The 24,490-nt window shown below is 70.7% G+C and carries 27 protein-coding genes and 1 pseudogene; 13 read left to right on the top strand and 15 right to left on the bottom strand.

The window, feature by feature from the left end:
* Nucleotides 1-324: 324 nt before the first annotated feature.
* Entirely contained in the window at nt 325-1,356 is a 1,032-nt protein-coding gene (gene glpX, locus ACGFYU_RS26715) for a class II fructose-bisphosphatase (RefSeq protein WP_393829847.1), read from the bottom strand.
* Nucleotides 1,357-1,592: 236 nt separating this feature from the next.
* Between glpX and ACGFYU_RS26710 the strand changes: the two genes are divergently transcribed.
* Nucleotides 1,593-2,111 carry a DUF4245 domain-containing protein gene (locus tag ACGFYU_RS26710; RefSeq protein WP_393829858.1) on the top strand — a complete coding sequence of 173 codons (519 nt, stop codon included), beginning with the start codon at nt 1,593-1,595 and terminating at the stop codon, nt 2,109-2,111.
* A gap of 82 nt (nt 2,112-2,193) precedes the next feature.
* On the opposite strand, the gene ACGFYU_RS26705 is transcribed toward ACGFYU_RS26710, so the two are convergent.
* The 4 genes from ACGFYU_RS26705 to ACGFYU_RS26690 all read right to left on the bottom strand — a co-directional run bounded on the left by ACGFYU_RS26705 (nt 2,194) and on the right by ACGFYU_RS26690 (nt 5,811).
* On the bottom strand, nt 2,194-2,784 hold the full coding sequence (locus tag ACGFYU_RS26705) for a malonic semialdehyde reductase (protein ID WP_393829846.1): 591 nt from the start codon (nt 2,782-2,784) through the stop codon (nt 2,194-2,196).
* A gap of 108 nt (nt 2,785-2,892) precedes the next feature.
* Nucleotides 2,893-3,114 carry an exodeoxyribonuclease VII small subunit gene (locus ACGFYU_RS26700; RefSeq protein WP_393829845.1) on the bottom strand — a complete coding sequence of 74 codons (222 nt, stop codon included), beginning with the start codon at nt 3,112-3,114 and terminating at the stop codon, nt 2,893-2,895.
* 45 nt (nt 3,115-3,159) lie between these two features.
* Nucleotides 3,160-4,374 carry an exodeoxyribonuclease VII large subunit gene (gene xseA / locus ACGFYU_RS26695; RefSeq protein ID WP_393829844.1) on the bottom strand — a complete coding sequence of 405 codons (1,215 nt, stop codon included), beginning with the start codon at nt 4,372-4,374 and terminating at the stop codon, nt 3,160-3,162.
* Between the two features lie 33 nt (nt 4,375-4,407).
* Nucleotides 4,408-5,811: an APC family permease gene (locus tag ACGFYU_RS26690; RefSeq protein ID WP_393829843.1), complete on the bottom strand. Its 1,404-nt coding sequence runs from the start codon at nt 5,809-5,811 to the stop codon at nt 4,408-4,410.
* 86 nt (nt 5,812-5,897) lie between these two features.
* Between ACGFYU_RS26690 and ACGFYU_RS26685 the strand changes: the two genes are divergently transcribed.
* Both ACGFYU_RS26685 and ppgK read left to right on the top strand, forming a co-directional pair.
* Entirely contained in the window at nt 5,898-6,890 is a 993-nt protein-coding gene (locus tag ACGFYU_RS26685; RefSeq protein WP_393829842.1) for a 4-hydroxy-3-methylbut-2-enyl diphosphate reductase, read from the top strand.
* Between the two features lie 21 nt (nt 6,891-6,911).
* Nucleotides 6,912-7,649, top strand: a complete 738-nt coding sequence (gene ppgK / locus ACGFYU_RS26680; protein WP_393829841.1) for a polyphosphate--glucose phosphotransferase — start codon at nt 6,912-6,914, stop codon at nt 7,647-7,649.
* A 50-nt stretch (nt 7,650-7,699) separates the two neighbouring features.
* On the opposite strand, the gene ACGFYU_RS26675 is transcribed toward ppgK, so the two are convergent.
* Nucleotides 7,700-8,212, bottom strand: a complete 513-nt coding sequence (locus tag ACGFYU_RS26675) for a DUF6542 domain-containing protein (RefSeq protein ID WP_393829840.1) — start codon at nt 8,210-8,212, stop codon at nt 7,700-7,702.
* A gap of 135 nt (nt 8,213-8,347) precedes the next feature.
* Here ACGFYU_RS26675 and ychF point away from each other — a divergent pair, with 135 nt between their 5' ends.
* Nucleotides 8,348-9,436: a redox-regulated ATPase YchF gene (gene ychF, locus ACGFYU_RS26670; RefSeq protein WP_393829839.1), complete on the top strand. Its 1,089-nt coding sequence runs from the start codon at nt 8,348-8,350 to the stop codon at nt 9,434-9,436.
* 83 nt (nt 9,437-9,519) lie between these two features.
* On the opposite strand, the gene ACGFYU_RS26665 is transcribed toward ychF, so the two are convergent.
* The 3 genes from ACGFYU_RS26665 to ACGFYU_RS26655 form a co-directional block, all read right to left on the bottom strand.
* The gene (locus ACGFYU_RS26665) at nt 9,520-9,783 is read right to left on the bottom strand and encodes a type II toxin-antitoxin system RelE/ParE family toxin (protein WP_361760465.1); all 264 of its coding nucleotides are present in this window, start codon (nt 9,781-9,783) and stop codon (nt 9,520-9,522) included.
* Nucleotides 9,776-10,045: a type II toxin-antitoxin system Phd/YefM family antitoxin gene (locus ACGFYU_RS26660; RefSeq protein WP_393829838.1), complete on the bottom strand. Its 270-nt coding sequence runs from the start codon at nt 10,043-10,045 to the stop codon at nt 9,776-9,778. The genes ACGFYU_RS26665 and ACGFYU_RS26660 overlap by 8 nt, the downstream gene beginning before the upstream one ends.
* 180 nt (nt 10,046-10,225) lie before the next feature.
* Nucleotides 10,226-10,840 (bottom strand): antibiotic biosynthesis monooxygenase, encoded by a 615-nt coding sequence (locus tag ACGFYU_RS26655; RefSeq protein ID WP_393829837.1) that lies wholly within the window; start codon nt 10,838-10,840, stop codon nt 10,226-10,228.
* A gap of 334 nt (nt 10,841-11,174) precedes the next feature.
* On the opposite strand from ACGFYU_RS26655, the gene ACGFYU_RS26650 reads away from it, so the two are divergent.
* Together ACGFYU_RS26650 and ACGFYU_RS26645 are read left to right on the top strand one after the other, a co-directional pair.
* Nucleotides 11,175-11,312: a hypothetical protein gene (locus ACGFYU_RS26650; protein ID WP_393829836.1), complete on the top strand. Its 138-nt coding sequence runs from the start codon at nt 11,175-11,177 to the stop codon at nt 11,310-11,312.
* Nucleotides 11,313-11,449: 137 nt separating this feature from the next.
* The gene (locus ACGFYU_RS26645; RefSeq protein WP_393829835.1) at nt 11,450-11,953 is read left to right on the top strand and encodes a hypothetical protein; all 504 of its coding nucleotides are present in this window, start codon (nt 11,450-11,452) and stop codon (nt 11,951-11,953) included.
* Nucleotides 11,954-12,327: 374 nt separating this feature from the next.
* Here ACGFYU_RS26645 and ACGFYU_RS26640 read toward each other — a convergent pair whose 3' ends face one another.
* Nucleotides 12,328-12,909 carry a Uma2 family endonuclease gene (locus ACGFYU_RS26640; protein WP_393829834.1) on the bottom strand — a complete coding sequence of 194 codons (582 nt, stop codon included), beginning with the start codon at nt 12,907-12,909 and terminating at the stop codon, nt 12,328-12,330.
* A 958-nt stretch (nt 12,910-13,867) separates the two neighbouring features.
* Here ACGFYU_RS26640 and ACGFYU_RS26635 point away from each other — a divergent pair.
* A complete protein-coding gene (locus tag ACGFYU_RS26635; RefSeq protein WP_226735034.1) occupies nt 13,868-14,143 on the top strand; it encodes a type II toxin-antitoxin system Phd/YefM family antitoxin in 276 nt (91 codons plus the stop codon).
* Nucleotides 14,140-14,394 (top strand): Txe/YoeB family addiction module toxin, encoded by a 255-nt coding sequence (locus ACGFYU_RS26630; protein ID WP_393829833.1) that lies wholly within the window; start codon nt 14,140-14,142, stop codon nt 14,392-14,394. The genes ACGFYU_RS26635 and ACGFYU_RS26630 overlap by 4 nt, the downstream gene beginning before the upstream one ends.
* Nucleotides 14,395-14,422: 28 nt before the next feature.
* On the opposite strand, the pseudogene ACGFYU_RS26625 reads toward ACGFYU_RS26630, so the two are convergent.
* Nucleotides 14,423-14,794, bottom strand: a pseudogene (locus ACGFYU_RS26625) (Uma2 family endonuclease); the annotation flags it as partial.
* 231 nt (nt 14,795-15,025) lie between these two features.
* Between ACGFYU_RS26625 and ACGFYU_RS26620 the strand changes: the two are divergent.
* Nucleotides 15,026-16,195, top strand: coding sequence for a S8 family peptidase (locus ACGFYU_RS26620; protein WP_393829832.1), 1,170 nt, complete (start codon nt 15,026-15,028; stop codon nt 16,193-16,195).
* Between the two features lie 69 nt (nt 16,196-16,264).
* Here ACGFYU_RS26620 and ACGFYU_RS26615 read toward each other — a convergent pair whose 3' ends face one another.
* Entirely contained in the window at nt 16,265-17,245 is a 981-nt protein-coding gene (locus tag ACGFYU_RS26615; RefSeq protein ID WP_393829831.1) for an SMP-30/gluconolactonase/LRE family protein, read from the bottom strand.
* 78 nt (nt 17,246-17,323) lie between these two features.
* Between ACGFYU_RS26615 and ACGFYU_RS26610 the strand changes: the two genes are divergently transcribed.
* From ACGFYU_RS26610 to ACGFYU_RS26595, 4 genes are all read left to right on the top strand, one after another.
* Nucleotides 17,324-17,761: a MarR family winged helix-turn-helix transcriptional regulator gene (locus ACGFYU_RS26610; RefSeq protein WP_393829830.1), complete on the top strand. Its 438-nt coding sequence runs from the start codon at nt 17,324-17,326 to the stop codon at nt 17,759-17,761.
* 318 nt (nt 17,762-18,079) lie between these two features.
* Complete coding sequence (locus tag ACGFYU_RS26605) at nt 18,080-19,120, top strand: alpha/beta hydrolase (RefSeq protein ID WP_393829857.1); 1,041 nt, start codon at nt 18,080-18,082, stop codon at nt 19,118-19,120.
* Between the two features lie 156 nt (nt 19,121-19,276).
* Nucleotides 19,277-20,371 carry an alpha/beta hydrolase gene (locus ACGFYU_RS26600; protein WP_393829829.1) on the top strand — a complete coding sequence of 365 codons (1,095 nt, stop codon included), beginning with the start codon at nt 19,277-19,279 and terminating at the stop codon, nt 20,369-20,371.
* Between the two features lie 23 nt (nt 20,372-20,394).
* Nucleotides 20,395-21,159 carry a trypsin-like serine peptidase gene (locus tag ACGFYU_RS26595; RefSeq protein ID WP_393829828.1) on the top strand — a complete coding sequence of 255 codons (765 nt, stop codon included), beginning with the start codon at nt 20,395-20,397 and terminating at the stop codon, nt 21,157-21,159.
* Between the two features lie 39 nt (nt 21,160-21,198).
* Here ACGFYU_RS26595 and ACGFYU_RS26590 read toward each other — a convergent pair whose 3' ends face one another.
* From ACGFYU_RS26590 to ACGFYU_RS26580, 3 genes are all read right to left on the bottom strand, one after another.
* Nucleotides 21,199-22,134 carry an EamA family transporter gene (locus ACGFYU_RS26590; protein ID WP_393829827.1) on the bottom strand — a complete coding sequence of 312 codons (936 nt, stop codon included), beginning with the start codon at nt 22,132-22,134 and terminating at the stop codon, nt 21,199-21,201.
* 44 nt (nt 22,135-22,178) lie between these two features.
* Nucleotides 22,179-23,006 (bottom strand): isocitrate lyase/phosphoenolpyruvate mutase family protein, encoded by an 828-nt coding sequence (locus tag ACGFYU_RS26585; protein WP_393829826.1) that lies wholly within the window; start codon nt 23,004-23,006, stop codon nt 22,179-22,181.
* A 307-nt stretch (nt 23,007-23,313) separates the two neighbouring features.
* Nucleotides 23,314-24,426 (bottom strand): threonine synthase, encoded by a 1,113-nt coding sequence (locus ACGFYU_RS26580; protein ID WP_393829825.1) that lies wholly within the window; start codon nt 24,424-24,426, stop codon nt 23,314-23,316.
* Between the last annotated feature and the right edge of the window lie 64 nt (nt 24,427-24,490).

Below are 24,490 nucleotides of genomic sequence, written 5' to 3'. Positions count from 1 at the left end.
AAGCCCGTCCCGGACGACACCCCACCCCGGCCCCGACCCCCGCGAAACCCCATCCCGGCCCCAACCCCAACAAGGCACCCCGCCAGGGGAACCGCCCCGACCCCGCGAAACCCCCGTCACAGGACCGGCACCGGCCCCCACGAAGCCCCCGTCAAGGGACCGGCCGAGCCCCCCGCCAGGGGAACCGCCCCGCCCCCGCGAAGCACCCGCCCGGGACACCGGCAAGCTCCCGGCCAGGCGAACCGGCCGCGTGCGGCGGACACGCCGGAGGGGCGGGCCCGCCGCACGCGGGGACCGCCCCTCTCCTGCTGAGCGAGCCGCAGGCTACAGCGCTCGGTCGAAGTCGATCGCGCTGTACGCCCGCAGCTTCGACAGCCGATGCGTGGAGTCGATCTGCCGGATCGTGCCCGACTTCGACCGCATCACCAGTGAAGACGTCGTCGCGGTCTCCGAGCGGTAGTGCACGCCCCGCAGCAGCTCGCCGTCCGTGATGCCGGTGGCGACGAAGAAGACGTTCTCGCCGGACACGAGGTCGTTCGTGTGCAGGACGCGGTCCAGGTCGTGGCCCGCGTCGATGGCCTTCTGGCGCTCCGCCTCGTCCTTCGGCCACAGCTTGCCCTGGATCGTGCCGCCGAGGCACTTTATGGCGCAGGCCGAGATGATGCCCTCGGGCGTGCCGCCGATGCCGAGGAGCATGTCCACGCCGGTACCCTCGCGCACCGCCATGACCGAGCCGGCGACGTCGCCGTCCGAGATGAACTTGATCCGGGCGCCGGTCTCGCGGATCTCCTTGACGATGCCCTCGTGGCGGGGGCGGTCCAGGATGACGACCGTGACGTCCTCGACGGCCATGCGCTTCGCCTTGGCGACCCGGCGGATGTTCACCGAGACGGGCGCGTTGATGTCGACGAAGTCGGCGGCCTCCGGGCCCGTGACCAGCTTCTCCATGTAGAACACCGCGGACGGGTCGAACATGGTGCCGCGGTCGGCGGCGGCCAGCACGGCGATGGCGTTCGGCATGCCCTTGGCGTTCAGGGTGGTGCCGTCGATCGGGTCGACGGCGATGTCGACCTCGGCGCCGGTGCCGTCGCCGACCCGCTCGCCGTTGAAGAGCATGGGGGCTTCGTCCTTCTCCCCCTCGCCGATGACGACGACGCCGTTCATCGAGACGGTGGAGATCAGCGTCCGCATCGCGTTGACCGCGGCGCCGTCCGCGCCGAGCTTGTCACCGCGACCGACCCAACGGCCCGCGGCCATGGCGGCAGCCTCGGTGACCCGGACGAGTTCCAGGGCGAGGTTGCGGTCGGGGGCCTCCGGAGAGACTTCGAGCTGGGGCGGCAGGTTGTGCTCGGTCATCGGAGCGCACCTTTCTGTACGGCGACGGCCGGGAAGTGAGGGTGCTGGAACTCTATCGGTACGTCGACATATTGAGCAGAGCGGGTCACGTATGAGCGGCATATCGGTCATGCGATTGTCCTGAGCGGACATCTTGCGGCCCCGTGGGGCCTCTGTGGCGCGCGCCGCGCCGACGCCCGGGGTGACCCCGGCGGTGATCGCTCCCGGCCATGCGGGACGATGGTGCCGTGGCAGGTATGAAAGGCAAGCAGACGGTCTGGGACATGGTCCGGTCGCTGGGGGTGATCGGCATCGTCGTCGCGGGGATCTACCTCTTCATCCCGCATGACGAGCAGGCCGACCCGACGCAGACGGTCGACTACCGGGTGGAGACGATCACGGCCCGGCGCGCGGCACCGTACCCGGTGGCCGCCCCCGTGGGGCTCCCGGCGCAGTGGCGTGCGACCTCGGTGACGTACGAGCGCAAGAGCGCCCACGCCTGGCACCTGGGCTTCCTCGACCCGGGCAAGCAGTACGTGGCGGTGGAGCAGTCCACGGACACCTCGGCCAAGTACCTCGGCAAGGTCACCCAGCAGGCGAAGCCCACCGGGCAGACGCAGCAGGTGGGCGACGTGGCGTGGGAGCGCTGGGACGGGGAGAAGTACGACGCCCTCGTCCGGCAGGAGCAGGGGCACGTCACGGTGGTCACCGGGACGGCCTCCTTCGAGCAGCTCGGCGCGATGGCGGCGGCGCTGGAGTTCAAGCAGGGCGCGTAGGGCGCGCTCCGCCACTGACGGCAACGACGCGAAGAGGCCGCGCACCCCAGGGGGTGCGCGGCCTCTTCGCGTGGTCCGTCACTCAGACGGTGGTGATGACCTGGTCGAACTCCAGGCGCGGGGAGCGCGGGAACCAGGCGTCCTCGCCCGGCTTGCCGATGTTGACGACCATCAGCGGGGTGTGGTCGGCGTCCAGGAACTCCTTCTGGATGCCGCCGAAGTCCGCACCGGTCATCGGGCCCGCGGCCAGACCGGCGGCGCGGACGCCGACGATGAAGTACGCGGCCTGCAGCGCGGCGTTGAGCAGCGCGGACTGCTCGCGGACCGGGCGCTCGGAGAAGAACACGTCCTTGGCCTGCGGGAAGTGCGGGAGCAGCTGCGGGAGCTCCTCGTGGAACTCGTTGTCCGCGGAGAGGATCGCGACGAGCGGCGCGGCGGCGGTCTTGGCCTGGTTGCCCTCGGACAGGTGCTTCACGAGGCGCTCGCGGGCCTCGTGGGAGCGGACCAGGGTGATGCGCAGCGGGGTCTGGTTGAAGGCGGTGGGGCCGTACTTCACCAGGTCGTAGATCGCCTGGACCTGCTCCTCGGTGACCGGCTCGTCGGAGAACGAGTTGGCCGTGCGGGCCTCGCGGAACAGCAGGTCCTGCGCGGCGGCGTCGAGAACGAGAGACATGAGGAAAGCCTTCTTCCATGCGAACGGAGGTGAAGCGTGAACCGATGTCTCCGACCCTACGGCGAAAATAGGTGAATTTTCAACTAATTCCGCTGGTAGTGATCAAGGTCACTCCTCCTCGCCGGCCGCGTCCCGCGCCGCGAGCGCCGAGTCCAGCCGGGCCCTGGCCCCTTCCAGCCAGTGCCGGCAGACCTTCGCCAGCTCCTCCCCGCGCTCCCAGAGCGCCAGCGAGTCCTCCAGTGAGGTCCCGCCCGCCTCCAGCTTGCGGACGACCTCGATGAGTTCGTCCCGGGCCTGCTCATACCCCAGTGCAGTATCGGCCTCTGCCATTCCCGTTTCCACCCTCTTTGTGTAGTGCAAGGACTTTCCTGCCCGCTATTCGGGGGCGGCGACCCGTACGGAGAACTCTCCCTCCGCCACCCGCGCCCGCAGCACCTCGTCCCCCGCCACCTCCCGCGGCGAGCGCACCACGTGCCCGTCCGCCCGCTGCAGCACGGCGTACCCGCGCTCCAGGGTGGCCGCCGGCGACAGCGCCACCACCCGGGCGAGGGTGTGCGCGAGCTCCGAATCGGCCCGGTCCAGCAGGTGCCCCAGCGTCCGCCGGCTGCGGGCGAGGAGGGCCTCCAGCTCGTCCTCCCGCGTCTCCACCATCCGCCGCGGGTGGACGAAGACCGGCCGGGCGAGGGCGTGGGCGAGGCCCCGCTCCTCCCGGTCGAGGAGCCCCCGGACCGCCCGCAGCCCCCGGTCCTGCAGCTGGCGTACGCGCTCCAGCTCCTCGCCGACGTCCGGGACCACCTTCTTCGCCGCGTCCGTGGGCGTGGAGGCCCGCAGGTCCGCGACCAGGTCCAGCAGCGGGGAGTCCGGCTCGTGGCCGATCGCCGAGACCACCGGGGTACGGGCCGCCGCGACCGCCCGTACGACCTCCTCGTCGGAGAAGGGCAGCAGGTCCTCCACGCTGCCGCCACCCCGGGCCACGATGATCACGTCGACCTCGTCCAGGGCGTCGAGCTCCTTGACCGCCTGGATCACCTGGGGCACCGCGTGCACCCCCTGCACGGCGACGTTGCGGACCTCGAAGCGGACCGCCGGCCAGCGGCGCCGGGCGTTCTCCAGCACGTCGCGCTCGGCCGCCGAGGCCCGCCCGACGACCAGCCCGATCAGCTGCGGCAGGAAGGGCAGCGGCTTCTTGCGCTCCAGCGCGAACAGCCCCTCGGAGGCCAGCGACCGCTTGAGCTTCTCCAGCCGGGCGAGCAGCTCGCCGATGCCCACCGGCCGTATCTCCGTGGCCCGCAGGGACAGCTGCCCGCGCGGGGCGTACCACTCGGGCTTGGCCAGCAGGACCACCCGCGAGCCCTCCGTGACGGCGTCCGCGACCTCGTCGTAGACCTGGCGGAAGCAGGTCACGCTGACCGAGATGTCGTGCGAGGGGTCGCGCAGCGTCAGGAAGACCACCCCCGCCCCCGGCCGCCGCGAGAGCTGCGTGATCTGCCCCTCCACCCACACCTGGCCGAGCCGCTCGATCCAGCCCCCGATGAGCCGGGACACCTGGCCTACCGGCAGCGGCGCCTCGGCCGACGTATTCAGACCCATGTACGCAGGCTAACGGGCGCCGCTGACAGCGTCTCAGGCTCCGGCGCTGGTGTCGGGATCCGGACGGCCCCGCCGGCCGCGCTGGGCGACGAGCACGCCCAGGCCCAGCGCCAGCCACACCGCGCCCACCAGCTGCGCCGTCCAGGAGGCCTCCACGATCACCGCGACGGTCACCGCCGCTCCCAGCACCGGGACGACCAGGTGCTTCCACCAGTTCGGGACGCCCTCCATCCGCTTGACCACGAACCAGCCCACCACCGAGGCGTGCAGCAGCGTGAACGCCACCAGCGCCCCGACGTCGACGACCGAGACCAGGTGGTCCAGCCCGTCGTCGCGCCGGGCCGCCCACACCGCCGCGACCAGCGTGATCACCGCCGCCACCAGCAGCGCGGGCCGCGGGGTGCCGTCCGAGGTGTGCGCCAGCACCCGCGGCAGCCGCCGTTCCCGGGCCATCGCGAACACCAGCCGCCCGGCCGCCGCCTGCCCGGCCAGCGCCGCGAAGGCCGCCCCGATCGCCTTGCTGATCGCCACCAGGTCGTGCAGCCAGAAGCCGACGGAGGACTCCACCGCGTTGTAGAAGGCCGGGCCCTGCTGCGCCGGGTCCGCCGCCAGCTCCGCCGCCGTGACCGGGCTGAGCAGCGCGACGAGGTAGGTCTGGGCGATGAACAGCAGCCCGGCCAGCCCCAGGCAGAACAGCACCGCCCGCGCCACCCGCGCCGAGCCTCCCGTCACCTCCTCCGCGAAGGAGGCGATGGCGTCGAAGCCCAGGTACGAGAGGACCGCGACCGACACCGCGCCCAGTACGGCGCCCACGCTGAAGCCCAGCGAGCCGTCGCCGGTCAGCGGGGAGAGCCAGCCGCGCTGGGCCCCGTCCCGGACCAGTACGGCCACGGCGGCGACCACGAAGACCAGGAGCACCAGGATCTCCATGGTCAGCACGGCGAAGCCCACCCGCGCGGCCGCCCGTACTCCCCACAGGTTGAGCAGGGTGGTGATCACGACGGCCAGGGCCGTCCACACCCAGCGCGAGACCTCCGGCACCAGCGCGTTCATCGCGATCCCGGAGAACAGGTACGCGACCGCCGGGATCAGCAGGTAGTCGAGCATCGCCATCCACCCGGCGATCAGACCGGGGCCCTCGCCGAGGCCCTTGCGGGCGTACGTGAAGACCGAGCCGGCCTGCGGGGCCACCCGCACCATCTGCGCGTACGACAAGGCCGTGAAGGCCATCGCCACGGTCGCCACGAGGTAGACCAGGGCCACGGCCCCGTGCGACTTGGCGTCCAGGGTGCCGAAGACCCCGACCGGGGCCATGGGCGCGATGAAGAGGAGCCCGTAGACGACCAGGTCCCGGAATCCGAGGCTCCGCCGCAGCCGGCCGTCGGGGGTCCGCTCCGGTACCGGTGCCGCCGTACTGGATTCCGCACCGGACGCCATCGACCCTCCGAGGGATGTTGTGGACTCGCTTGCGATCAAGTGTGTGCCGTATGGGGGACGAACGGCCTGCTGGGGACCCCCGTACGATGGTGGGCATGACTGCTGCCGCTTCCCGCCGTGTCCTGCTCGCCGCCCCTCGCGGCTACTGCGCGGGCGTCGACCGAGCCGTGATCGCTGTCGAGAAGGCTCTCGAGCAGTACGGCGCGCCGGTCTACGTCCGCCACGAGATCGTGCACAACAAGTACGTCGTCCAGACGCTGGAGAAGAAGGGCGCCATCTTCGTCGAGCGGACGGAGGAGGTGCCCGAGGGCAACATCGTGATGTTCTCGGCGCACGGCGTGGCGCCGGTCGTCCACGAGGAGGCGGCGCGCGGCAGGCTCGCGACCATCGACGCGACGTGCCCCCTGGTCACCAAGGTGCACAAGGAAGCCATCCGCTACGCCAACGAGGACTTCGACATCCTCCTCATCGGCCACGAGGGCCACGAGGAGGTCATCGGCACCTCCGGCGAGGCCCCGGACCACATCACGATCGTGGACGGTCCCGAGGACGTGGCCAAGGTCGAGGTGCGCGACGAGTCGAAGGTCGTCTGGCTTTCGCAGACCACCCTCTCGGTGGACGAGACGATGGAGACGGTCGACGCGCTGAAGACGAAGTTCCCGCTGCTCGTCTCCCCGCCCAGCGACGACATCTGCTACGCCACCTCGAACCGGCAGGCCGCCGTCAAGGTGATGGGCGCCGACTCCGACCTGGTGATCGTCGTCGGTTCGAAGAACTCCTCGAACTCCATCCGGCTGGTCGAGGTCGCCCTCGACGCGGGCGCGCGCGCCGCGCACCTGGTGGACTTCGCGAGCGAGATCGACGAGGCCTGGCTGGAGGGCGTCACCACGGTCGGCCTGACCTCGGGCGCCTCGGTGCCGGAGGTCCTGGTCGAGGAGGTCCTGGAGTGGCTGGCGCAGCGCGGCTACGCGGACGTCGAGATCGTGAAGACGGCGGAGGAGTCGATCGTCTTCTCCCTCCCGAAGGAACTGCGCCGCGACCTGCGCGCCGAAGCGGCGGATCTGGTCGCCGACAAGTAAGTCCTTTCGTACGGTATGTCCATGCAGATCATGGGTGTGGACATCGGCGGTTCCGGGATCAAGGGCGCTCCCGTGGACCTGGACCGCGGCGACCTGGCACAGGAGCGCCACAAGGTACTGACACCGCAGCCGGCCACCCCCGAGGGGGTGGCCGGCTGCGTCGCGGAGGTGGTCGGCGCGTTCTCCTGGTCGGGCCCGGTCGGGGTCACCTTTCCGGGGGTGGTCACGGGCGGCATCACCCGATCGGCGGCCAACGTCGACAAGGCGTGGGTCGGGGTCGACGCGGCGGCGCTGCTCTCGCGCGAGCTGGGCGGCCTGCCGGTCACGGTCCTCAACGACGCGGACGCGGCCGGGGTCGCGGAGATGACGTACGGGGCCGGGCGCGGGCGGGGCGGCACGGTCATCCTGCTCACCCTGGGCACGGGCATCGGGAGCGCCCTGTTCACGGACGGGCGGCTCGTCCCGAACACGGAGCTCGGGCACCTGGAGCTGAAGGGCCACGACGCGGAGACGCGGGCGTCGGTGAAGGCCAAGGAGGACGGGGACCTCACGTGGGAGCGCTGGGCGCACCGCGTCCAGCGGTACCTGGCCCACGTGGAGATGCTGTTCTCCCCGGACCTCTTCATCCTCGGCGGCGGCGTCAGCCGCAAGCCGGAGAAGTTCCTGCCGCTGATCGAGGGCATCCGGGCGGAGATCGTCCCGGCGAAGCTCCAGAACAACGCGGGCATCGTGGGAGCGGCGATGGCGGCGAAGGACTGAGAGGAACCGGAAGCCAGAAGCGACCGGAAGAACCGGAAGAACCGGAAGGCCTATGCCACACGTCGGGGGAGGCGCCGCCGCCCGATGAGCACGGCCTTCCTGACGACGGCGATGAGGGCGGCGACCAGCGTCCCCGCGTACAGCCAGCCGGCGTGCAGGGACAGGACGGACACCAGCCCCATCAGCTGCCCGCCGAAGCCGCCGGAGCCGCCCGAGATGGACCACGCTCCGGCGGCGAAGGCGATGGGGGCGCTGATCGGTGCGGTGATCAGGTCGGCGGGCCGCACCCACAGGGCGGCGGCGGCCGCGACGGGCACGAAGAGCAGCCCGTAGACGAAGAGCGAGGAGTCGAAGAGCAGCCAGGAGATCCCGCCCGCCAGCACCATGCCGGCGCACGCGAACAGCCCGCCGCCGAGCCCGGTCAGCCGGGGCCGGGGCAGCCGCCGCGCGAGCGGGGGTCGGGGCCGGCCGCCCTGGGCGGGTACGGCGGCGGTCGGCGCGCCCCGCCGCTGGGCCGGGGGTCGCTGCGGGTGAGGTGCCGGTCGCGTCCTGTATTGCTCCACCCCACCAAACTAGGCGGGGAGGCCGCCGGATCCGGGCGCGGACACGCGTACATCCACCGCCACTCATCGGAAAGTAAACTGTCCGATGGCCCACTCCCGGGCCGCCGCCCCCTCCAGCTACGGGAAGTCGCCAACGTGTCGCTCACGATCGGAATCGTCGGCCTGCCGAATGTCGGCAAGTCGACCCTGTTCAACGCCCTGACCAAGAACGACGTGCTGGCGGCCAACTACCCGTTCGCCACGATCGAGCCGAACATCGGCGTCGTCGGCGTCCCGGACGCGCGCCTGGCCGTCCTGGCCGGCATCTTCGGCTCGCAGCGCATCCTCCCCGCCACGGTCGACTTCGTCGACATCGCGGGCATCGTGCGCGGCGCCTCGGAGGGCGAGGGCCTGGGCAACAAGTTCCTGGCGAACATCCGCGAGTCCGACGCGATCTGCCAGGTCATCCGCGCCTTCAAGGACGAGAACGTCGTACACGTCGACGGCAAGGTCTCGCCGAAGGACGACATCGAGACGATCAACACCGAGCTGATCCTCGCCGACCTCCAGTCCATCGAGAAGGCCGAGCCGCGCCTGACGAAGGAATCCCGCCTCCAGAAGGAGAAGGTCGCGGTCCTCGCGGCCGTCGTCGAGGCCAAGAAGATCCTCGAAGCGGGCGACACCCTCTTCTCCAAGGGCATCACCAAGGGCACGGAGCAGGGCGACCTCCTCCACGAACTGCACCTCCTCACCACCAAGCCCTTCCTCTACGTCTTCAACGTGGACGAGGACGAGCTGACGGACGAGGCCTTCAAGGCGGAGCAGTCGGCCCTGGTCGCCCCTGCGGAGGCGATCTTCCTGAACGCCAAGCTGGAGGCGGACCTGGCGGAGCTGGACGACGAGGAGGCCCTCGAACTCCTCCAGTCGGTCGGCCAGGACGAGCCCGGCCTGGCCACCCTCGGCCGCGTCGGCTTCGCCACCCTGGGCCTGCAGACCTACCTGACGGCCGGCCCGAAGGAAACCCGCGCCTGGACCATCAAGCAGGGCGCCACCGCCCCCGAGGCCGCCGGCGTGATCCACACCGACTTCCAGCGCGGCTTCATCAAGGCCGAGGTCATCTCCTTCGCGGACCTGGTCGACTGCGGCTCGGTCACCGAGGCCCGCGCGAAGGGCAAGGCCCGCATGGAGGGCAAGGACTACGTCATGCAGGACGGCGACGTGGTCGAGTTCCGCTTCAACGTCTGATTGGACGTGAATAACGGCCTGACCTGCGAGAAGGCAGGTCAGGCCGTTGCGCTGTCCGCAACAGTCCGCAGGACCTGGAGCGGCTACGTGTCGTAGACCGTGGAACGGTGTCCGACATGTACGACCCACACCACCAGTTCCCCGTTGTCGATGGTGTAGACGACGCGATGGTCGCCGACTCGTAGGCGGCGGCGCTCAGGCTGGGATACGAGTGCCGTGGTGTTGAAGCCGAAAGGGTCGCTCTCCAGCTCTGTCAGTTTGGCCAGGATGCGAAGCGCCATGTCGCGCGGGATCTTGCGAAGCTCGGCCTGGGCCTCGGGTCGGAACACCGTGCGGTAGTCACTCACTGCGTGCCAGCGTCTCCCTCATCACGTCCTCGATCGGGACGCCGGCGGCCCGGCTCGCCATGCGCTCGTCGATGATGCGGTTGATCTCGCGCTCTTCCCACTCTTGATACTTGCGCAGGACCTCGATCGAGACCACGGCGGCGACCTGCTTGCCGCGACGGGTGATGACGGTGGGCGTGTCGTCGCGGTCGGCCCGTTCGACGACTTCGGCCAAGTGAGCGCGTACGTCGCGGATGGACTCTATGGGCAGCGGCTGAGTCATACCTCAAGGGTACCGAGTGTGCCATGTGTACACAATCTGGGTTGCATGCACTCGTTGGGATGAGCTGCCGATTGGGTGGCTGGTTCTGGGGACAGAGATCCCGCGCCCCTGCGGCCCCCGCGGGGCCCGCGTACGACGCCACGCCCCCGGCTGCTCGCGATCGCGGAACCGGAGGCAGGGTCAGGCGTGGGGTACCGCCGTGGCGAGGACCACCTCGAATTCCTCCAGGCTGCGGGTGGTCACGCGGGCCTTCGTCGCGGTCTCTCCGCGGACCGCCGCGACGACGCCACGGGATGCCACGAGTGCGTCGCGGTCGGTGTAGAGCGCGCCGACAGCGGCTCTGCCGCGGTCGCGATCGATGAGCAGGGAGATGCCGGCCAGTCCGGGGACCTTCTGGACCTTGGGCAGTGAGGTGTCGCGGAACGTGTCCACCAGCAGGTCGATGTCGGGTGGCTCGACGTCCATGTGGACCAGCCGGAACCCCGCGCCCGGCGCGAGTTCCTCTGCGCGCCGGGCGACCGCCGCTTCCCAGTTGTCGACCGTCACGGTCTGCGCGAAGGGCGCCATCATCTCGGCCCGCCGCTTGCTCAGGTTCTCGTAGCTGGCCTGCCGGGAGGCCTCGTCCTCCCACCACGATCCCACCAGGAGCTTGCCGAGCTCGCGGTCGGCGAACAGCCCCATCCCGCGAAAGCCCGGTTGCGCCGACAGCAGCGCACGCCCGTCGGTCCGGAGTGCCTCGGCGACCCCGTCGAGCTCGGCCGGATCACCCGTTGCATAGATGCTGCGAACGTACATAGCGCCCTTCCTGCCTTCCGGTGGTCCCGCGCGGGCTCGTGTTCCCACTCCATGCCATGACCGGGGCGGATGGGGGGCAAGGCGGCAGGGGCATTCAGGTGAAGGGGGGAGCCGTTGGCCCCTGCTGTTTCCCGTGCTGGGACGGCACCGTGGGCATCTGGTCATCCATCAGTCGTTCGGCCCGCCTGAAGGGCGCCGGTGCGCGGTCCAGCGGGGCGAGGAGACCGTGACGCTTCACGGTGCTGAGCCTGGCGCGCTTCAGCCGAGTCCCTGGAGAGGGCTCTGAGGGAGACATTCCCGAGCCCACGTTGCGCGGTGGCACCGGGACTCCTTCGTGCCTGCACCTCACTCGTCTGGTTCGCGAGCAGCCTCGCTGTGGCAAACGGCGACTGCGATCGTCTCGGACGAGGAGCTGATGGCCCGGCACCGCCTGGAGCTGGCGTTCGGCTTCGTGCCGAGCTCCGTCGCCTGACCTTGGTCCGACCGGCTGGATATGCCGGTGGGTCGTGCCGGGACGCTCCGCGCGGGGGCGGAGCCGAGGTTATGAAGGGAATCGGATGGCAGTTCGTCATTCGCTCGTTCGTGGACATCAACCTCTGGAGCCGCACTATGCGCCCCATCAGAGCCGCCCGTCTCGGCACGGCCACGCTGGTCGCCCTCCTCACCTGCGCCCCGGTCGCGTCCGCCACCGCGACGGACACCGGTTCCGCCCACGCCAAGGACAAGGCCCGGATCATCACACTCCAGGCCGAGGTGAAGATGCTGACCCGCTTCCCCGTCAAAGAAGGCATCGTCTCGCAGGGCGATCGGGTCGTCGTCCGCTCACACCTCTACGACGAGGCGAACAACAAGGTCGGCGAGACCAACGTCGACTGCACCACCACTTGGGCCGGCGACGCGGAAAGCCCTGAAGCGGAGCAGTGCGTCGCGACCTACGTCCTCCCGGACGGCCAGCTCACCGTGCAGGGGATGTACTACAGCTACCTCGACCTGAAGGCTCCCTTCGACAACGCGATCACCGGCGGCACCGGGGAGTACGAAAAGGCTCGTGGCTCGGTCCACGCCGAACGGACCGGGAGGGACACGCGGATCTTCACGATCAAGCTCCTCTGACCGCTCCCGACGACGTCCACCTGACCCCGGAATCCGGCCGCCCCCCCTCGTGTTGCACCATGGGATCCGGTCAGGGACGCGTTCCTGCGCAACTCCGAGGAGCGGGGCGGGCGCGGCCACCAGTCCACAGCCAGTCCGCAGGAGACCTGCAAACGGCCGTCGGGAGCCAACGCATGCCAACGAGGAAATCCCAGGTCAGAGCCCTGGGCGGGGCTCCGTCGCAGGTCAGGATCGGGCTGCAGACGTTCCGCTTCCACGTGTAACCGTCTCCTTGCTGTATGTTAGGCAGTCTTGTCAGACACGCAGGTCAGAAGGGGTCGGACTCCAGCGAGTCCGACCCCTTCTGCACTCCCGTGCTGACGTGGTGCTGACTCTCAGCTGCTTCGGGGTGGCGTGAGCTTGTCGAGGTCCACGCTGATCTCGAAGGGCACCGGGCGCTGGAGGGTGCCGCGGAAGATGCCGGCGGGAGCGTAGGCGCCGGTGGGTTCGTCGAGCTCGTAGACGTGGACCACGGGTGCCCCGTCCTCGTCCTCGATGCACCAGTAATGCGGGATGCCGGCCTCCGCGTACTTGCGGAGCTTTACTGTGCGATCGCGATGGGCGGACTCGGGTGAGACCGCTTCCACGACGAGCTTCACGTCCTCCGGGGTGTACCAGGTGCGGTCAGGGTCATAGGCCAGGTTCGTCAGCAGGAGGTCCGGCTCAGGCCGGTTGCGGGCATCGAGGCGGATCGTCATCTCACGCTCGACCTCGAAGCCGTCCGGCGCCTGCGCCATGAGGGTGGTGGTCAGGGCGGTGACGAGGCGGCCATGCCAGGACCGCTGGGGCGACATCATGAAGACGAGGGCTCCGTCGATCAGCTCGGTGTGGCGGGGTGCCTCGGGGAGGCGGTCGAGGTCCTCCGCGAACCAGCCTTCCGCACGCGGCGGGCGCATCCAGTCGGGCAGTGCGGTCATAGCTTCACCGTAGCGGGCCGCAGCTCAAGCCGGAGAGCCAACGAACCCGGTCCGGTGGTTTTCGGCAACTTGCCGCGCCATGACCGGCCACGCGCCTAGCGTCCGGCCATGAGTAACTCATTGGTCCAGGTCGCCACGGTAGTCATCTCCGTGGCGGCTCTCGTCTATAACCGGCGTCAGGCGAGAGCAGTTGCCCAAGCCAACGCCCTCACAGAGAAGGCGCAACGCGAGTAGGCGGAGCCGTACGTCATCGTCGACATTAGGCCTCGTATCCCCGGGTCGTCGCTGCTCGTGCTGGTGATCGAGAACATTGGTCAGACCTTGGCCCGCAACGTACGCACCTCAGTGAACCCTCCGTTGCGGACCACCCTCGGGTCCGAGCGGGCCGCGACGCTCAATCGCGCTGTCGGTCGCCCCATCGCCACCTTGCCTCCGAAGCGCCGAATCCCCTTTGTCATCGACATGGGCCATCAGCTGTTCTCCTCGGAGCTGCCCAAGATCTACGAGTTTCGGGTGGAAGCGGACGGACCGTTCGGCCGCGTGGACCCGCTCATCCGGCGAGGTCCGGAAGCGGCTTGGACGGCAAAGCCCAGAGCAGGCCTCAGGTGTGGAGGTCCCTGAACTGGTGGAACCCGCCCTCATCGAGATTCCCATGCGACCGCTGAGCGATGACGGCGGTCTTGCGTAGAAGGCACCGGCGCAATCCCATGCTGATTCTGTGCTGACTTGGACCCCGCAGAACCGCGTTTTTGCAGGTGGGAGCCCTGCACTGCGCGTTCCGCTTCAACGTCTGAGCGGATGAGTCAGAAGGGGTCGACTCCTCCGGAGTCGGCCCCTTGGTGTGTACCAGTGCTGGGATGGTGCTGGGAAATCTGGCTACCCGTCAGCCGTATGACCCGCGTGATGTGCTCCGAGAGTGGTACGTTATTAGGTACCACTTGAGGAGAGAGGTCAGGTCATGTCCATAACTGCGAGCGAAGCCCGCAAGGAACTCTTTCCGCTGATCAAGAAGGTCAACGAGAACCACGAGGCGATCGAGATCGTCTCCAAGCACGGCAATGCCGTACTTGTCTCGGCCGAGGACTATGCCGCGTTGCGTGAGGGCTCGTACCTGCTGCGCTCCCCGGCGAATGCCCGTCGCCTGCTCAAGGCGTACGAGAACGCCCTGGCGAACATCAACGTGTCGGAGCGCGAGCTGATCGATCCTGACTCGGCCGACGCGGGTGCTGCGTGAGGCTTGTCTTCGAGGATCAGGGCTGGGAGGACTACACGTCCTGGCTCAAGAACGACCGCAAGATGCTCGCCCGGATCAACAAGCTCATCGAGGACGTCAGGCGTGACCCCTTCACGGGCATCGGCAAGCCGGAGCCGCTGAAGTATCACCTGCCCGGGGCGTGGTCGCGGCGGATCGATGACGAGCACCGCCTTGTCTACCTGGTGACGGACAAGGAGATCGTCATGCTTGCCGCCCGGTACCACTACTGACTGCTGATGCCGTGCGGGGCTGCCCTCCCGTGCGGTCGCGATGGGCGGACTCGGGGGAGACGACCTCGATGACGAGTCTCACGTCGTCCGGTGCGTACCAGGTGCGGTCGGGGTCGTAGGGCAGGTCCGTCAGCAGGCGGTCCGGTTCTGGACGGTTGCGGGCATCGAGGCGGATCGTCATCTCCCGCTCGGCCTCGAAGCCCGTAGGCGCCTGCGTCATGAGCGTGGTGGTCAGCGCGGTGACGAGGCGGCCGTGCCACGACCGCTGCGGGGACATCGTGAAGACGAGGGCCCCATCGATCAACTCGGTGTGGCGTGGTGCCTCGGGGAAGCGGTCCAGGTCCTGCGCGAACCAGCCTTCCGCGCGAGGCGGGCGCATCCAGTCGGGCAGTGCGGTCATGAGCCAACCCTCGCGATTGCGGCCGTCAAGAGGAGGTGTCGTGCCGTGCCGCCTGGTCGTGGGTGAGGGCCTGGGTTTCCGCGGGGGTGGGGTTCTCGGACGTGGTGTCTTGTGACTCCAGTCGGCGGACGTGGCTCGTGGGGTGGCCGGTCGGTGGGGTGGGATCGCTCAGCATCGGCACCTGTAAGCCGTACGTGCCCCGAGGGGCCGACGAAAGATCAGGTGCACCCGATGAGAACCCGCCTCAGCGCAGTGCTGTCCGCCGCCCTCCTCGTGGCCGGCCTCCAGTTCGCCGCGACCACCGCCGCGCACGGGGCCCCGCCGCCGGGGGACCTGCGGCTGGCGCCGGCCGCGACCGCCGTCCCGGACAGCTGGATCGTCGTGCTCAAGGACGGCACGGACATGGCCGGGACCCAGGCCATGGCCTCCGGGGCGGGCGGGGAGGTCGGGCACGTCTACCGCAGTGCCCTGCGCGGCTTCTCGATCCGGACCTCGCAGGACCAGGCCGCCGAGCTGGCCGCCGACCCGCGCGTCGCGTACGTGGAGCAGGACGCGGAGGTGCGGGTCTCGGACACGCAGTCGAATCCGACGTGGGGCCTCGACCGGATCGACCAGCGGGCGCTGCCGCTGTCGCAGACGTACACGTACGACTCGACGGCCGCGAACGTGACCGCGTACGTGATCGACACCGGGATCCGCACGACGCACACCGACTTCGGCAGCCGGGCGCGCGTCGGCTTCGACGCCTTCGGGGGCACCGGCCAGGACTGCAACGGGCACGGGACGCACGTCGCCGGGACGGTGGGCGGTGCTGCGTACGGTGTCGCGAAGGGCGCCTCCCTCGTGGCCGTACGGGTGCTGAACTGCAGCGGCTCCGGCACCACCGCCGGGGTGATCGCCGGGGTCGACTGGGTGTCGGCCAACGCGGCCAGGCCCGCCGTCGCCAACATGAGCCTCGGCGGCGGGGCCAGCTCGGCCCTGGACGGCGCGGTCGCCCGGTCGATCTCCTCGGGCATCACCTACGCGATCGCCGCGGGCAACTCCTCCGCGAACGCCTGCAACTACTCGCCCGGCCGCACCCCGTCGGCCATCACCGTCGGCGCGACCCTCCGCTGGGACGCCCGCGCCTCCTTCTCCAACTACGGCTCGTGCCTCGACCTCTTCGCCCCGGGCGTCGGCATCACCTCGGACTGGTACTCCGGCGACACCGCCACGAACACCATCTCCGGCACCTCGATGGCCGCCCCGCACGTGGCCGGCGCGGCCGCGCTGTACCTGGCGACCCACCCGAACGCGAGCGCGCTCCAGGTCAGGGACGCGGTGGTGGCCGGCGCGACGCAGGGCGCCGTCGTCCTCCCCGGCCCCGGCTCGCCGAACAGGCTCCTGTACTCCCGCTTCTGATACTCCCGCTTCTGCCCCCCGCGGGTGAGGGGCCGGACCGCCACCTCGGCGGGTCCGGCCCCTGATACGTCAGAGCCCGCGGACCGAGGCGACCGTGAAGGTGGTCGGGGTGCCGCCGCCCGGGCCCATCGGGCCGCCCTTGTCGAACTGCGAGCGGACCACCAGGGTGCGGCCCGCGGTGTGGGCGAGGGTCGTGGGGATCTGGAACGACGGGTCCGTGATGGTGTGGAGCAGGCGGGCGCGGGTGCCGTCCGCCGTGAGCAGCCAGCGGGTCAGCGTGTTGGTCGTGTTGTGCGCCACGCGCAGGGTCCCGTCGGGGGAGAGGTCGAGGCCGTCGGCGGCCTTCAGGTCGCCGCCGGAGAGGGCGACGCGGACGACGGCGCCGCTGCGCAGGTCCACCCGGTAGAGGTCGCCGCCCGTCATGTCGACGGTGAGCAGGTAGCGGCCCGCCCGGTCCGAGGTGATCCCGTTGAGGGAGTACGTGCCCTCGGGCCGCGGGCGCAGGACCGGGGCCAGGTCGTAGGCCACGCTCAGCGTGCCGCCGCCGGCGGCCAGGTGGTCCGGGGCCGCGCGGTAGACCACCCCGCGGACGCTGTCCGTCAGGTAGGCGGTGCCGTCTGGGGTGACGGTCAGGTCGTTGACGAAGCGCGGGCCCGTCCCGGCCACGCCGAAGCGGGCCAGTCGGGCGCCGGTCCCCACGTCGTAGACCGAGACGCCGGCGGTGGAGTCCGTCACCCACAGGCGGCCGCGGGAGTCGACGCGCAGGCCGTTCGCCGTGTGGCGGCCATCGGTGCCGGAGGGGAGGAACACCTCCGCCTCGGACCGGCCGGGGCGGGCGCGGTAGACGGTGCCGTCCGCGTACGAGCCGACGTAGACGGTGTGCGTACGGGGGTCGGTCGCGATGCCCTCGGGGTAGACCTTCGTGCCGGGTATGGAGAAGGCCGTGGATATGCGGGCGTCGGTCGCCCGGGCCGGCGCGGCCCCCAGGATGAGGGACCCGGCCAGGGCGGTGGTCAGAGCGGTGGTCAGAGCGGTGACCGGAAGCTTCATCAGGTGTCCTCTACTGAGTAGGTGTGGACGAATGTAAGTTAGAGCTCTAATGCCTGCAAGGGGCCGTAGGATGCGGGAATGACCTCCATGGCCCCCGAGGAGCGCATCGGCTCTCATCTGAAGCGCGCTGAGCAGGCACTTCTCGCGGCGAAGAACGCCGCGTGCAAGCCGGCCGCAGTAACGGTTCCGCAGTACGCGGCCCTGCTCTGGCTGTCCGAGAAGCCCGGCATCTCCGCCGCCGCGCTCGCCCGGCTGTGCGGGGTGACGCCGCCGACGATGAACACCGTGCTGAAGAACCTCCAGGAGCGCGGGTTCATCGCGCGGACCCCGCACGAGTGGCACCGCAACGTGCTGGAGACCCGGCTCACGGTCGAGGGGCGCGCGGCGCTGGAGCTGGCGGACGCGGGCGCGGTGCGCGTGGAGCGGGCGCTGGCCGCAGCGCTCAGCGGGGAGGAGCGGGAGCTGCTCATCGACCTGCTCGGGCGGTGCGCGGAGGTGCTCGACGCCCAGCGTTAGCCGGCTGTTCCGCTGAGACCCCCGTCATGTTTTTGCCGGGATTTGGAACTGTCCGGGGTAATTCGTACATCAGGACTAGGGGATGCCCAGTCGTTCTGCCCCCGGGGGCAGTCGTGACCGTTCGGAGCGAAGTTCGTGCACCAGTACCCGCAGAGCCCGCGGCCTGACCAGCCGTCGTACCAGGACCATACGGAGCGGTACCCGCAGGATCCCCCGTACCGGGAACAGCCCTACGGCGAGCAGCCTTACCGGGAACGCCCGTACGGGCAGCCGCCGCAGCCCCCGCAGCCCCCGCAGCGCAGGCGGTCCCGGCGCGCGATATGGATCAGCGCAGGCGTCGCCCTCGCGCTCCTGCTCGGCGGCGGCGGGTTCGCGGCCTGGAAGCTCGACTGGTTCTCCGGCAATGGCGAGAAGGTGAGCTTCGGCGCGGCCACCCCGCCCCCGGCCGCGGACAAGAAGGCCACCCCGAGCGAGGCCCCCAAGCCCTCCGGTGACCCGGACGTGCTCATGCCGACGGGGCCGAAGTCCGAGTTCAAGCAGACCGCCAAGCTCGACGACGGCACGATCATCGCCAAGACCCGCCTCGCGGGCGCGAAGTCCGGCTTCGAGGGCGACGTATGGGTGTGGGCGCCCAAGGAGTACGACGACCCGAAGTACGCCAAGAGCGGCTTCCCGGTCCTGATCGCGCTCCCCGGCGGCAACGGCTTCCCGGCCAACTACTGGGCCGACCGCAGCCTCGGCCTCCAGAAGGCCATCAGCGAGGGCGTCCAGGCGGGCACCAGCCTCCCCTTCATCGTGGTCATGCCGGTACTCAACCCGGACAACAAGTACTACTACGACGGCGCCGACATACCCGGCCAGCCCAAGATGGGCACCTGGATCGCCGAGGACATCCCGAACTTCACCAAGGCCAACTTCCGTACGTACAAGTCCCGCGACGGCTGGGCCTTCATGGGCTCCTCCTCCGGCGCCTTCGTCGGCATGAAGACGGTCCTGCAGTACCCCGACCGGTTCAAGGCCGTGATAGCCAGCGGTGGCGAGATCGTCCCGGACTCCCCACTGTGGAAGGGCCACCAGGCGGAGATGGACGCGAACAACCCCGAGAAGCTCGCCCAGAAGCTGATCGACGCCAAGGGACCCGAGGTCTACATCAACTTCCAGATCGGCACCAAGGAGAGCGGGAAGGAGCGGATGACGAAGTTCCAGCAGCAGTTCGGCAAGGGCCCGATCAAGATGACCATCCGCGACATCCAGAACGGCGAGCACAACGGCTGGCACTACGTCCGGGGCATGAAGGAAGGCTCCCTGGAGTGGATCAGCAAGGTGCTCAAGGCCCCCAAGCCCGACACCGCCGGCTGATCTCCGTACGCCCCGCACGGCACGTGGCACTCGCCACGTCACCCCCGTCCCAGGCAACCCATCCCCTCGTTCATACCTCTGTAAAGGGTGTAAGGGGGACCGATCGGTCCGGCCCGCGCTCCGCACCGAGCGCCGGATAAGGAACGGGACAATTCCGTGCAGCATGACCAGCAAGGCGACGGCAGCCCCACGACCAAGGGCGGCCGTCGCCCCAAGCGCCTGCGCATGACGCTGATCGGCGGTGGGCTCGCGCTCATCCTCGCGGCCGGCGGCGGCGCGGCAGCGTACAAATACGGGCTCTTCTCGGACATAGGGGATCCCGTTTCCTTCGGGAAGGTCCAGGAGAACGCCTCCAAGGCCACCAAGACCTCCGACGTCCGGCCGGGCGTGCTGATGCCCACCGGCCCGAAGGCCGAGTTCGTCCGCACCAGCCGGCTGCCGGACGGCACGCAGATCGCCAAGACCACCCTGACCGGCAAGAAGTCCGGATTCACGGGCGACGTGTGGGTGTGGGTGCCCAAGGAGTACGACGACCCGAAGTACGCCAAGAGCGCCTTCCCGGTCCTGATCTCCCTGCCCGGCGGCCGCGGCTACCCCACGAACTACTGGGGTACGGGACCCGGCCTCGGCCTCCAGAAGGCCGTCAGCGACGGGGCGAAGGCCGGCACCAGCCTGCCCTTCATCCTGATCATGCCGGTGCACAACGCCGACACCAAGCACCACTTCGACGCCTCGGACATCCCCGGCCAGCCCAGGATGGGCACCTGGATGGCCGATGACATCCCGGATTTCGCGAAGGCCAATTTCCGGACGTTCACCTCCCGCGACGGCTGGGCCTTCATGGGCTCATCGGCGGGCGGATTCGGCGCCTTCAAGCACCTCCTGAAGTACCCCGACCGTTTCAAGGCGGCCATCGCGAGCGGGGTCGACATCGTCCCCGACTCCCCGCTCTGGAACGGGAACACGCAGGCCATGGACGAGAACAACCCCGAGAAGCTCGCCGCGAAGCTGATCAAGGAGGGTGGTCCGGACGTCTACATCAACTTCCAGATCGGCACCGCCGAGACCGGCCGCGAGAAGGCCGAGAAGTTCATGGAGGAGTACGGGAAGGGCCCCGTGCACACCAAGCTGCAGGTGATCCAGGATGGTGAGCACAACGGAAAGTCCTACGTACGCGGCATGAGGGAGGGCGCTCTGGAGTGGATCAGCAAGGTGATGTCCGCGCCCACCCCCGATCCCGACGTGCGGTGAGCACGGTGGCGAAGGGGGCGTCGGTGGCCGCCGCCGCGGGGATCGCGGCGGTGTGCGCCGTCGCGTTCCTCAAGGCGCCGGGCGACCGGCCGGTGCATCCCTTCCCCACCGTCGGCGTGCTCATGGCGGGCGGGGAGCACTGGTGCACGGCGAGTGTCGTCGACAGCCCCAAGGGCAACGTAGTCGCCACCGCCGCGCACTGCGTGGCCCCCGCAGGGGAGAACGGGCGGCCGGGCGAGGTCGCCCACGACGGCCTGGCCATCGGCGAGCTCGCCTTCGCCCCCGCCTTCTCCGGCGAGGGATCCGGCAGCCAGCCCCTCGGGGTGTGGAAGGTCCGCTCGATCCACGTGGACGAGCGCTGGACGAAGTGGGGCGACGACACCGCCGACTTCGCCTTCCTCACCATCGCGCCCGATTCCGACGGGCGCAGCGTCCAGGAGGTCGTGGGCGGGCGGGCCGAGGCCCCGAAACCGGACTGGACCTCCGGGTACGAGCGGGACGTGACCGTGGTCGGCTACCCGGAGTCCGAGCACAACCCGCAGAACAAGCCGGTCTCCTGCACGACGCAGACCCGCCACGACGACGATGACCCCGACATGCTCTACATCAGCTGCGCCGGCTTCTGGACCGGCACCAGCGGCAGCCCCTGGATCGCCGACCGGGGCGGGGCCGAGCGGGCGGGGCGGCTGATCGGGGTGCTGAGCGGCGGGGACACGGACGTCGACTCCACCGCCGCGCTGTTCGACGAGCGCGCGAAGGCGCTGTACGAGCGGGCGGCACGGGGCTGAGCCCCCGGCCGGCCGGGGCCATTGGGTTCCGCGGCCCCGCTACTTCTTGCGCTCCGTACTGACGATCACGCCCACCGCCGCCACGACGATCCCGCCGCCGAGGACGATCGGCCAGGTCAGGGCCTCGTCGAGGATCAGCCAGCCCAGCGCGACCGCGACGACCGGATTGACGTACGCGTACGTGGACACCAGCGACAGCGGCGCGGCCCGCAACAGCCACACGTACGCCGTGAAGCCGACGAGCGAACCGCACAGGACCAGGTAGGCCAGGGCCGCCCAGGAGGCGGTGGAGTAGGCCGACAGGTCCAGCCCGCGGTGCTCGCCGCGCAGCAGGCCGACCACGACGCCGGCGACCCCGCCCGCGAGCATCTGGTACGCGCTGCCCGTGAAGGGGTTCTCCGGCAGGGTCACCCTCGACGCCGAGAACGAGCCCAGCGACCACAGCACCGAGGCCCCCAGCACCATCAGCACCCCGGACAGCCGCACCGCACCGCCGATCCCCGGGCTGGTCAGCACCGCGAGCCCGGCGAGGCCGACCAGGACCCCGCCGAGGGTGCGCAGCGGAGGCCGGTCCCCGGTGCCCGCCCGGAGCACCACCACCCACATCGGCACCGCCGCCACCAGCAGCGCGGCCAGGCCCGACGGCACCGAGGTCTCGGCGAGGACGACCAGGCCGTTGCCGCCGAGGATCAGCAGCAGGCCGACCAGGACCGCCGAGCCGACCTGCGCCCGGGTGGCCTTGAGGGCGGCCGGGCCGAACCGCCAGGCGACACCGCCGGCCAGCAGCAGGCCGGCGGTGATGAAGCGGGCTCCGGCGGACAGGAAGGGCGGCATCGTCTCGACGACGATCCGGATGCCGAGGTAGGTCGAGCCCCAGACCACGTAGACGAGGGCGAGGGCGGTCCAGACCGCGCCGGTGGTCTTGCGGTGCGGGGTGGCCGCGGCCTTGCTGTCCACCGGAGTCGATATGCGCATGGCCGGATCCTACGGTCGTTGGCCGATGCAGGCTTCTCGGTTTCTCAGCCCTTGAGCAGGCTGTTCAGCTCCCCGTAAGGGAGGGCGTGGGCGAGGGAGCCGTACGTTCCGCCGGAGAGCAGCTCCTCGGTGGCGCCGCGGACCACGGCGTACGCGGCTTCGGCGACCCAGGAGCCGAGGCTGACGCGGGCGACGCCGAGGGTGCCGAGCTCGGCGACGGTGGGGGCGCCGGGGCCGACGAGGATGTTGAGCGGGGCGTCGATGCCCTTGGCGAGCTCGGTGATGACGGCCGGGTCCGTGACGCCGGGCACGAAGATTCCGGTGGCTCCGGCGCGGAGGTAGGCGGCGGCGCGGGCGAGGGTCTCGTCGAGGCGGGTGGCGGGGTCGCCGAGGCCCCGGAGGTAGGTGTCGACGCGGGCGTTGATGTACAGCGGGACGTCGGCGGCGGTCGCGGCGGCGCGGGCGGCGGCCACGCGCTCGGCGTGCTCGGCGGGGGTGCGGTCGCCGTCCTCGATGTTGATGCCGACCGCGCCCGCGGCGAGCACCCCCGCGACGGTCTCCCCGACCCCGGCGGGGTCGGCGCCGAAGCCGCCCTCGATGTCGGCGGTCACGGGCACGGAGACGGCGGCGGCCACGCGGGCGACGAGGTCGAGCGCCCGCTCGCGGGCCAGCGCGTCCCCGTCGGGCGCCCCGAGCGACCAGGCGACGCCGGCGCTGGTGGTGGCGACGGCGGCCGCCCCGGCGGCCTCGACGACGCGGGCACTGGCGACGTCCCAGGCGTTGGCGAGGGCGAGGGGGGTGGCGGGGGTGTGCAGTCCCGCGAAGGCGCGCGCCTTCGCGGCGGGGGCGGCGGGGTCAAGGTGGTTGGCCATGCGCCCAGTTCACCAGACGGCCGCCCCCGGGGCTCGCGGATTTCCGACGTGCACGTCGGGCCCGCCGGGTCCGCGGGTGCGGAACCGCCCGCCGGCGCTCGGCCCCGGACCCCGCGCCTCAAACGCCGGCGGGGCTGGATGTGCCGGTGCGGCGCCGTTGCCGGGGGCCAGCCCCCGGACCCCCGCGCCTCGAACGCCGGCGAGGCTGGATTTGCCTCCGGCGGCGCCTCAATCGCCGGTGCGGGAGCCAAATCCAGCCCCTCCGGCGTTTGAGGAGCGGGGGCTGGGGCGGAGCCCCAGGGGCCGGTTACCGGGCCAGGCCCGCTTTGGCGCCCGCACCACACAGCGGGAGCACAGCCGTGCGGCCCCGCAGGGGGTCGTCGGGGGCCGAGGGGCCCACCGCCGCCCAGCAGGCCGCGGCGGTCGGTTCGACGAAGAGGCCCCGACGGGCCAGGTCCCGCTGCGCCTCGCGGAGCCGTTCGTCCGACACCGTCAGGAACGTGCCGCCGGACTTGCGGACCGCAGCCAGGATCTGCCGCGCCCGCGGCGGCGCCGGGATCGCGATCCCCTCCGCCAGCGTGGGCAGCTGCGGCACCGGGGACGCGTCCTCCGCGCCCGCCGCGAAGGCGGAGGCCAGCGGGGACACCGCCTCCGCCTGCACCGCGATCAGCGCCGGCGCCCGCACCCCGCGCCGGGCCAGCTCCTCCACCGCCAGCGCCGCCCCCAGCAGCAGCGTCCCGTTGCCCACCGGGACGACGAGCGCCTCCGGCAGCCGGCCGCCCATCTCCTCCCACACCTCGTACACGTACGTCTTCGTGCCGTGCAGGAAGTACGGGTTGAAGACGTGGCTCGCGTAGAACACCCCCGGCCCGTCGGCGGCCCCCCGAGCCGCCTCCGCCGCGGCCTCGCGCCCGCCCGGGACCACCCGTACGACCGCCCCGTGCGCCCGCATCTGCTCGGTCTTCTTCTCCGAGGTGCCCTCCGGCACGAAAACTTCACAATCCAGCCCGGCCCGCGCGCAGTACGCCGCCACCGACGTCCCCGCGTTGCCGCTGCTGTCCGCCACCACCCGCTCCGGAGCCAGCCGCCGGGCCAGCTCCGCGAGCATCACGGCGCCCCGGTCCTTGAACGACAGCGTCGGCATCAGGAAGTCGAGCTTGGCGTGAACCCGCTCCCCCAGCGGCACCATCGGAGTGTGCCCCTCCGCCAGGGTGACGGAGAACGCCCCCGGCAGGGGCAGCGCGGCCGCGTACCGCCACAGCGAGTTCGGCCCGGCGGCCGGATCCAGCGGCGCTGCCGGATCCGGCGTGAAATCGAGGTCCCACGGGCCGCCGCAGACCGGGCAGCACCAGGGTGCCGTCCGCGCGTCCGCGCGCGTGGCGTCCTCTGGGCAGAGATAACCGGGGAGTGCGTGCGTCATGTGCGGAGCGCCTTTGCTCAATCATGGCCGGGGTATGGCACGGATGTTACGCGTCGGCCGTCCT

Source organism: Streptomyces sp. NPDC048337 (assembly GCF_043201175.1).
Lineage (GTDB): Bacteria > Actinomycetota > Actinomycetes > Streptomycetales > Streptomycetaceae > Streptomyces.
Note: the sequence above shows the minus strand (reverse complement) of the source record. Positions and strands in the feature narration are given on the sequence as shown.

Coding starts and splice junctions, on each gene's coding strand:
- glpX (WP_393829847.1), bottom strand. CDS start 1,356: ATGACCGAGCACAACCTGCCGCCCCAGCTCGAAGTCTCTCCGGAGGCC.
- ACGFYU_RS26700 (WP_393829845.1), bottom strand. CDS start 3,114: ATGGCAGAGGCCGATACTGCACTGGGGTATGAGCAGGCCCGGGACGAA.
- ACGFYU_RS26655 (WP_393829837.1), bottom strand. CDS start 10,840: ATGTACGTTCGCAGCATCTATGCAACGGGTGATCCGGCCGAGCTCGAC.
- ACGFYU_RS26610 (WP_393829830.1), top strand. CDS start 17,324: ATGACCTCCATGGCCCCCGAGGAGCGCATCGGCTCTCATCTGAAGCGC.
- ACGFYU_RS26690 (WP_393829843.1), bottom strand. CDS start 5,811: ATGGCGTCCGGTGCGGAATCCAGTACGGCGGCACCGGTACCGGAGCGG.
- xseA (WP_393829844.1), bottom strand. CDS start 4,374: ATGGGTCTGAATACGTCGGCCGAGGCGCCGCTGCCGGTAGGCCAGGTG.
- ACGFYU_RS26685 (WP_393829842.1), top strand. CDS start 5,898: ATGGTGGGCATGACTGCTGCCGCTTCCCGCCGTGTCCTGCTCGCCGCC.
- ppgK (WP_393829841.1), top strand. CDS start 6,912: ATGCAGATCATGGGTGTGGACATCGGCGGTTCCGGGATCAAGGGCGCT.
- ACGFYU_RS26660 (WP_393829838.1), bottom strand. CDS start 10,045: ATGACTCAGCCGCTGCCCATAGAGTCCATCCGCGACGTACGCGCTCAC.
- ACGFYU_RS26585 (WP_393829826.1), bottom strand. CDS start 23,006: ATGGCCAACCACCTTGACCCCGCCGCCCCCGCCGCGAAGGCGCGCGCC.
- ACGFYU_RS26640 (WP_393829834.1), bottom strand. CDS start 12,909: ATGACCGCACTGCCCGACTGGATGCGCCCGCCGCGTGCGGAAGGCTGG.
- ACGFYU_RS26580 (WP_393829825.1), bottom strand. CDS start 24,426: ATGACGCACGCACTCCCCGGTTATCTCTGCCCAGAGGACGCCACGCGC.
- ACGFYU_RS26590 (WP_393829827.1), bottom strand. CDS start 22,134: ATGCGCATATCGACTCCGGTGGACAGCAAGGCCGCGGCCACCCCGCAC.
- ACGFYU_RS26620 (WP_393829832.1), top strand. CDS start 15,026: ATGAGAACCCGCCTCAGCGCAGTGCTGTCCGCCGCCCTCCTCGTGGCC.
- ACGFYU_RS26645 (WP_393829835.1), top strand. CDS start 11,450: ATGCGCCCCATCAGAGCCGCCCGTCTCGGCACGGCCACGCTGGTCGCC.
- ACGFYU_RS26710 (WP_393829858.1), top strand. CDS start 1,593: ATGAAAGGCAAGCAGACGGTCTGGGACATGGTCCGGTCGCTGGGGGTG.
- ACGFYU_RS26635 (WP_226735034.1), top strand. CDS start 13,868: ATGTCCATAACTGCGAGCGAAGCCCGCAAGGAACTCTTTCCGCTGATC.
- ACGFYU_RS26615 (WP_393829831.1), bottom strand. CDS start 17,245: ATGAAGCTTCCGGTCACCGCTCTGACCACCGCTCTGACCACCGCCCTG.
- ACGFYU_RS26705 (WP_393829846.1), bottom strand. CDS start 2,784: ATGTCTCTCGTTCTCGACGCCGCCGCGCAGGACCTGCTGTTCCGCGAG.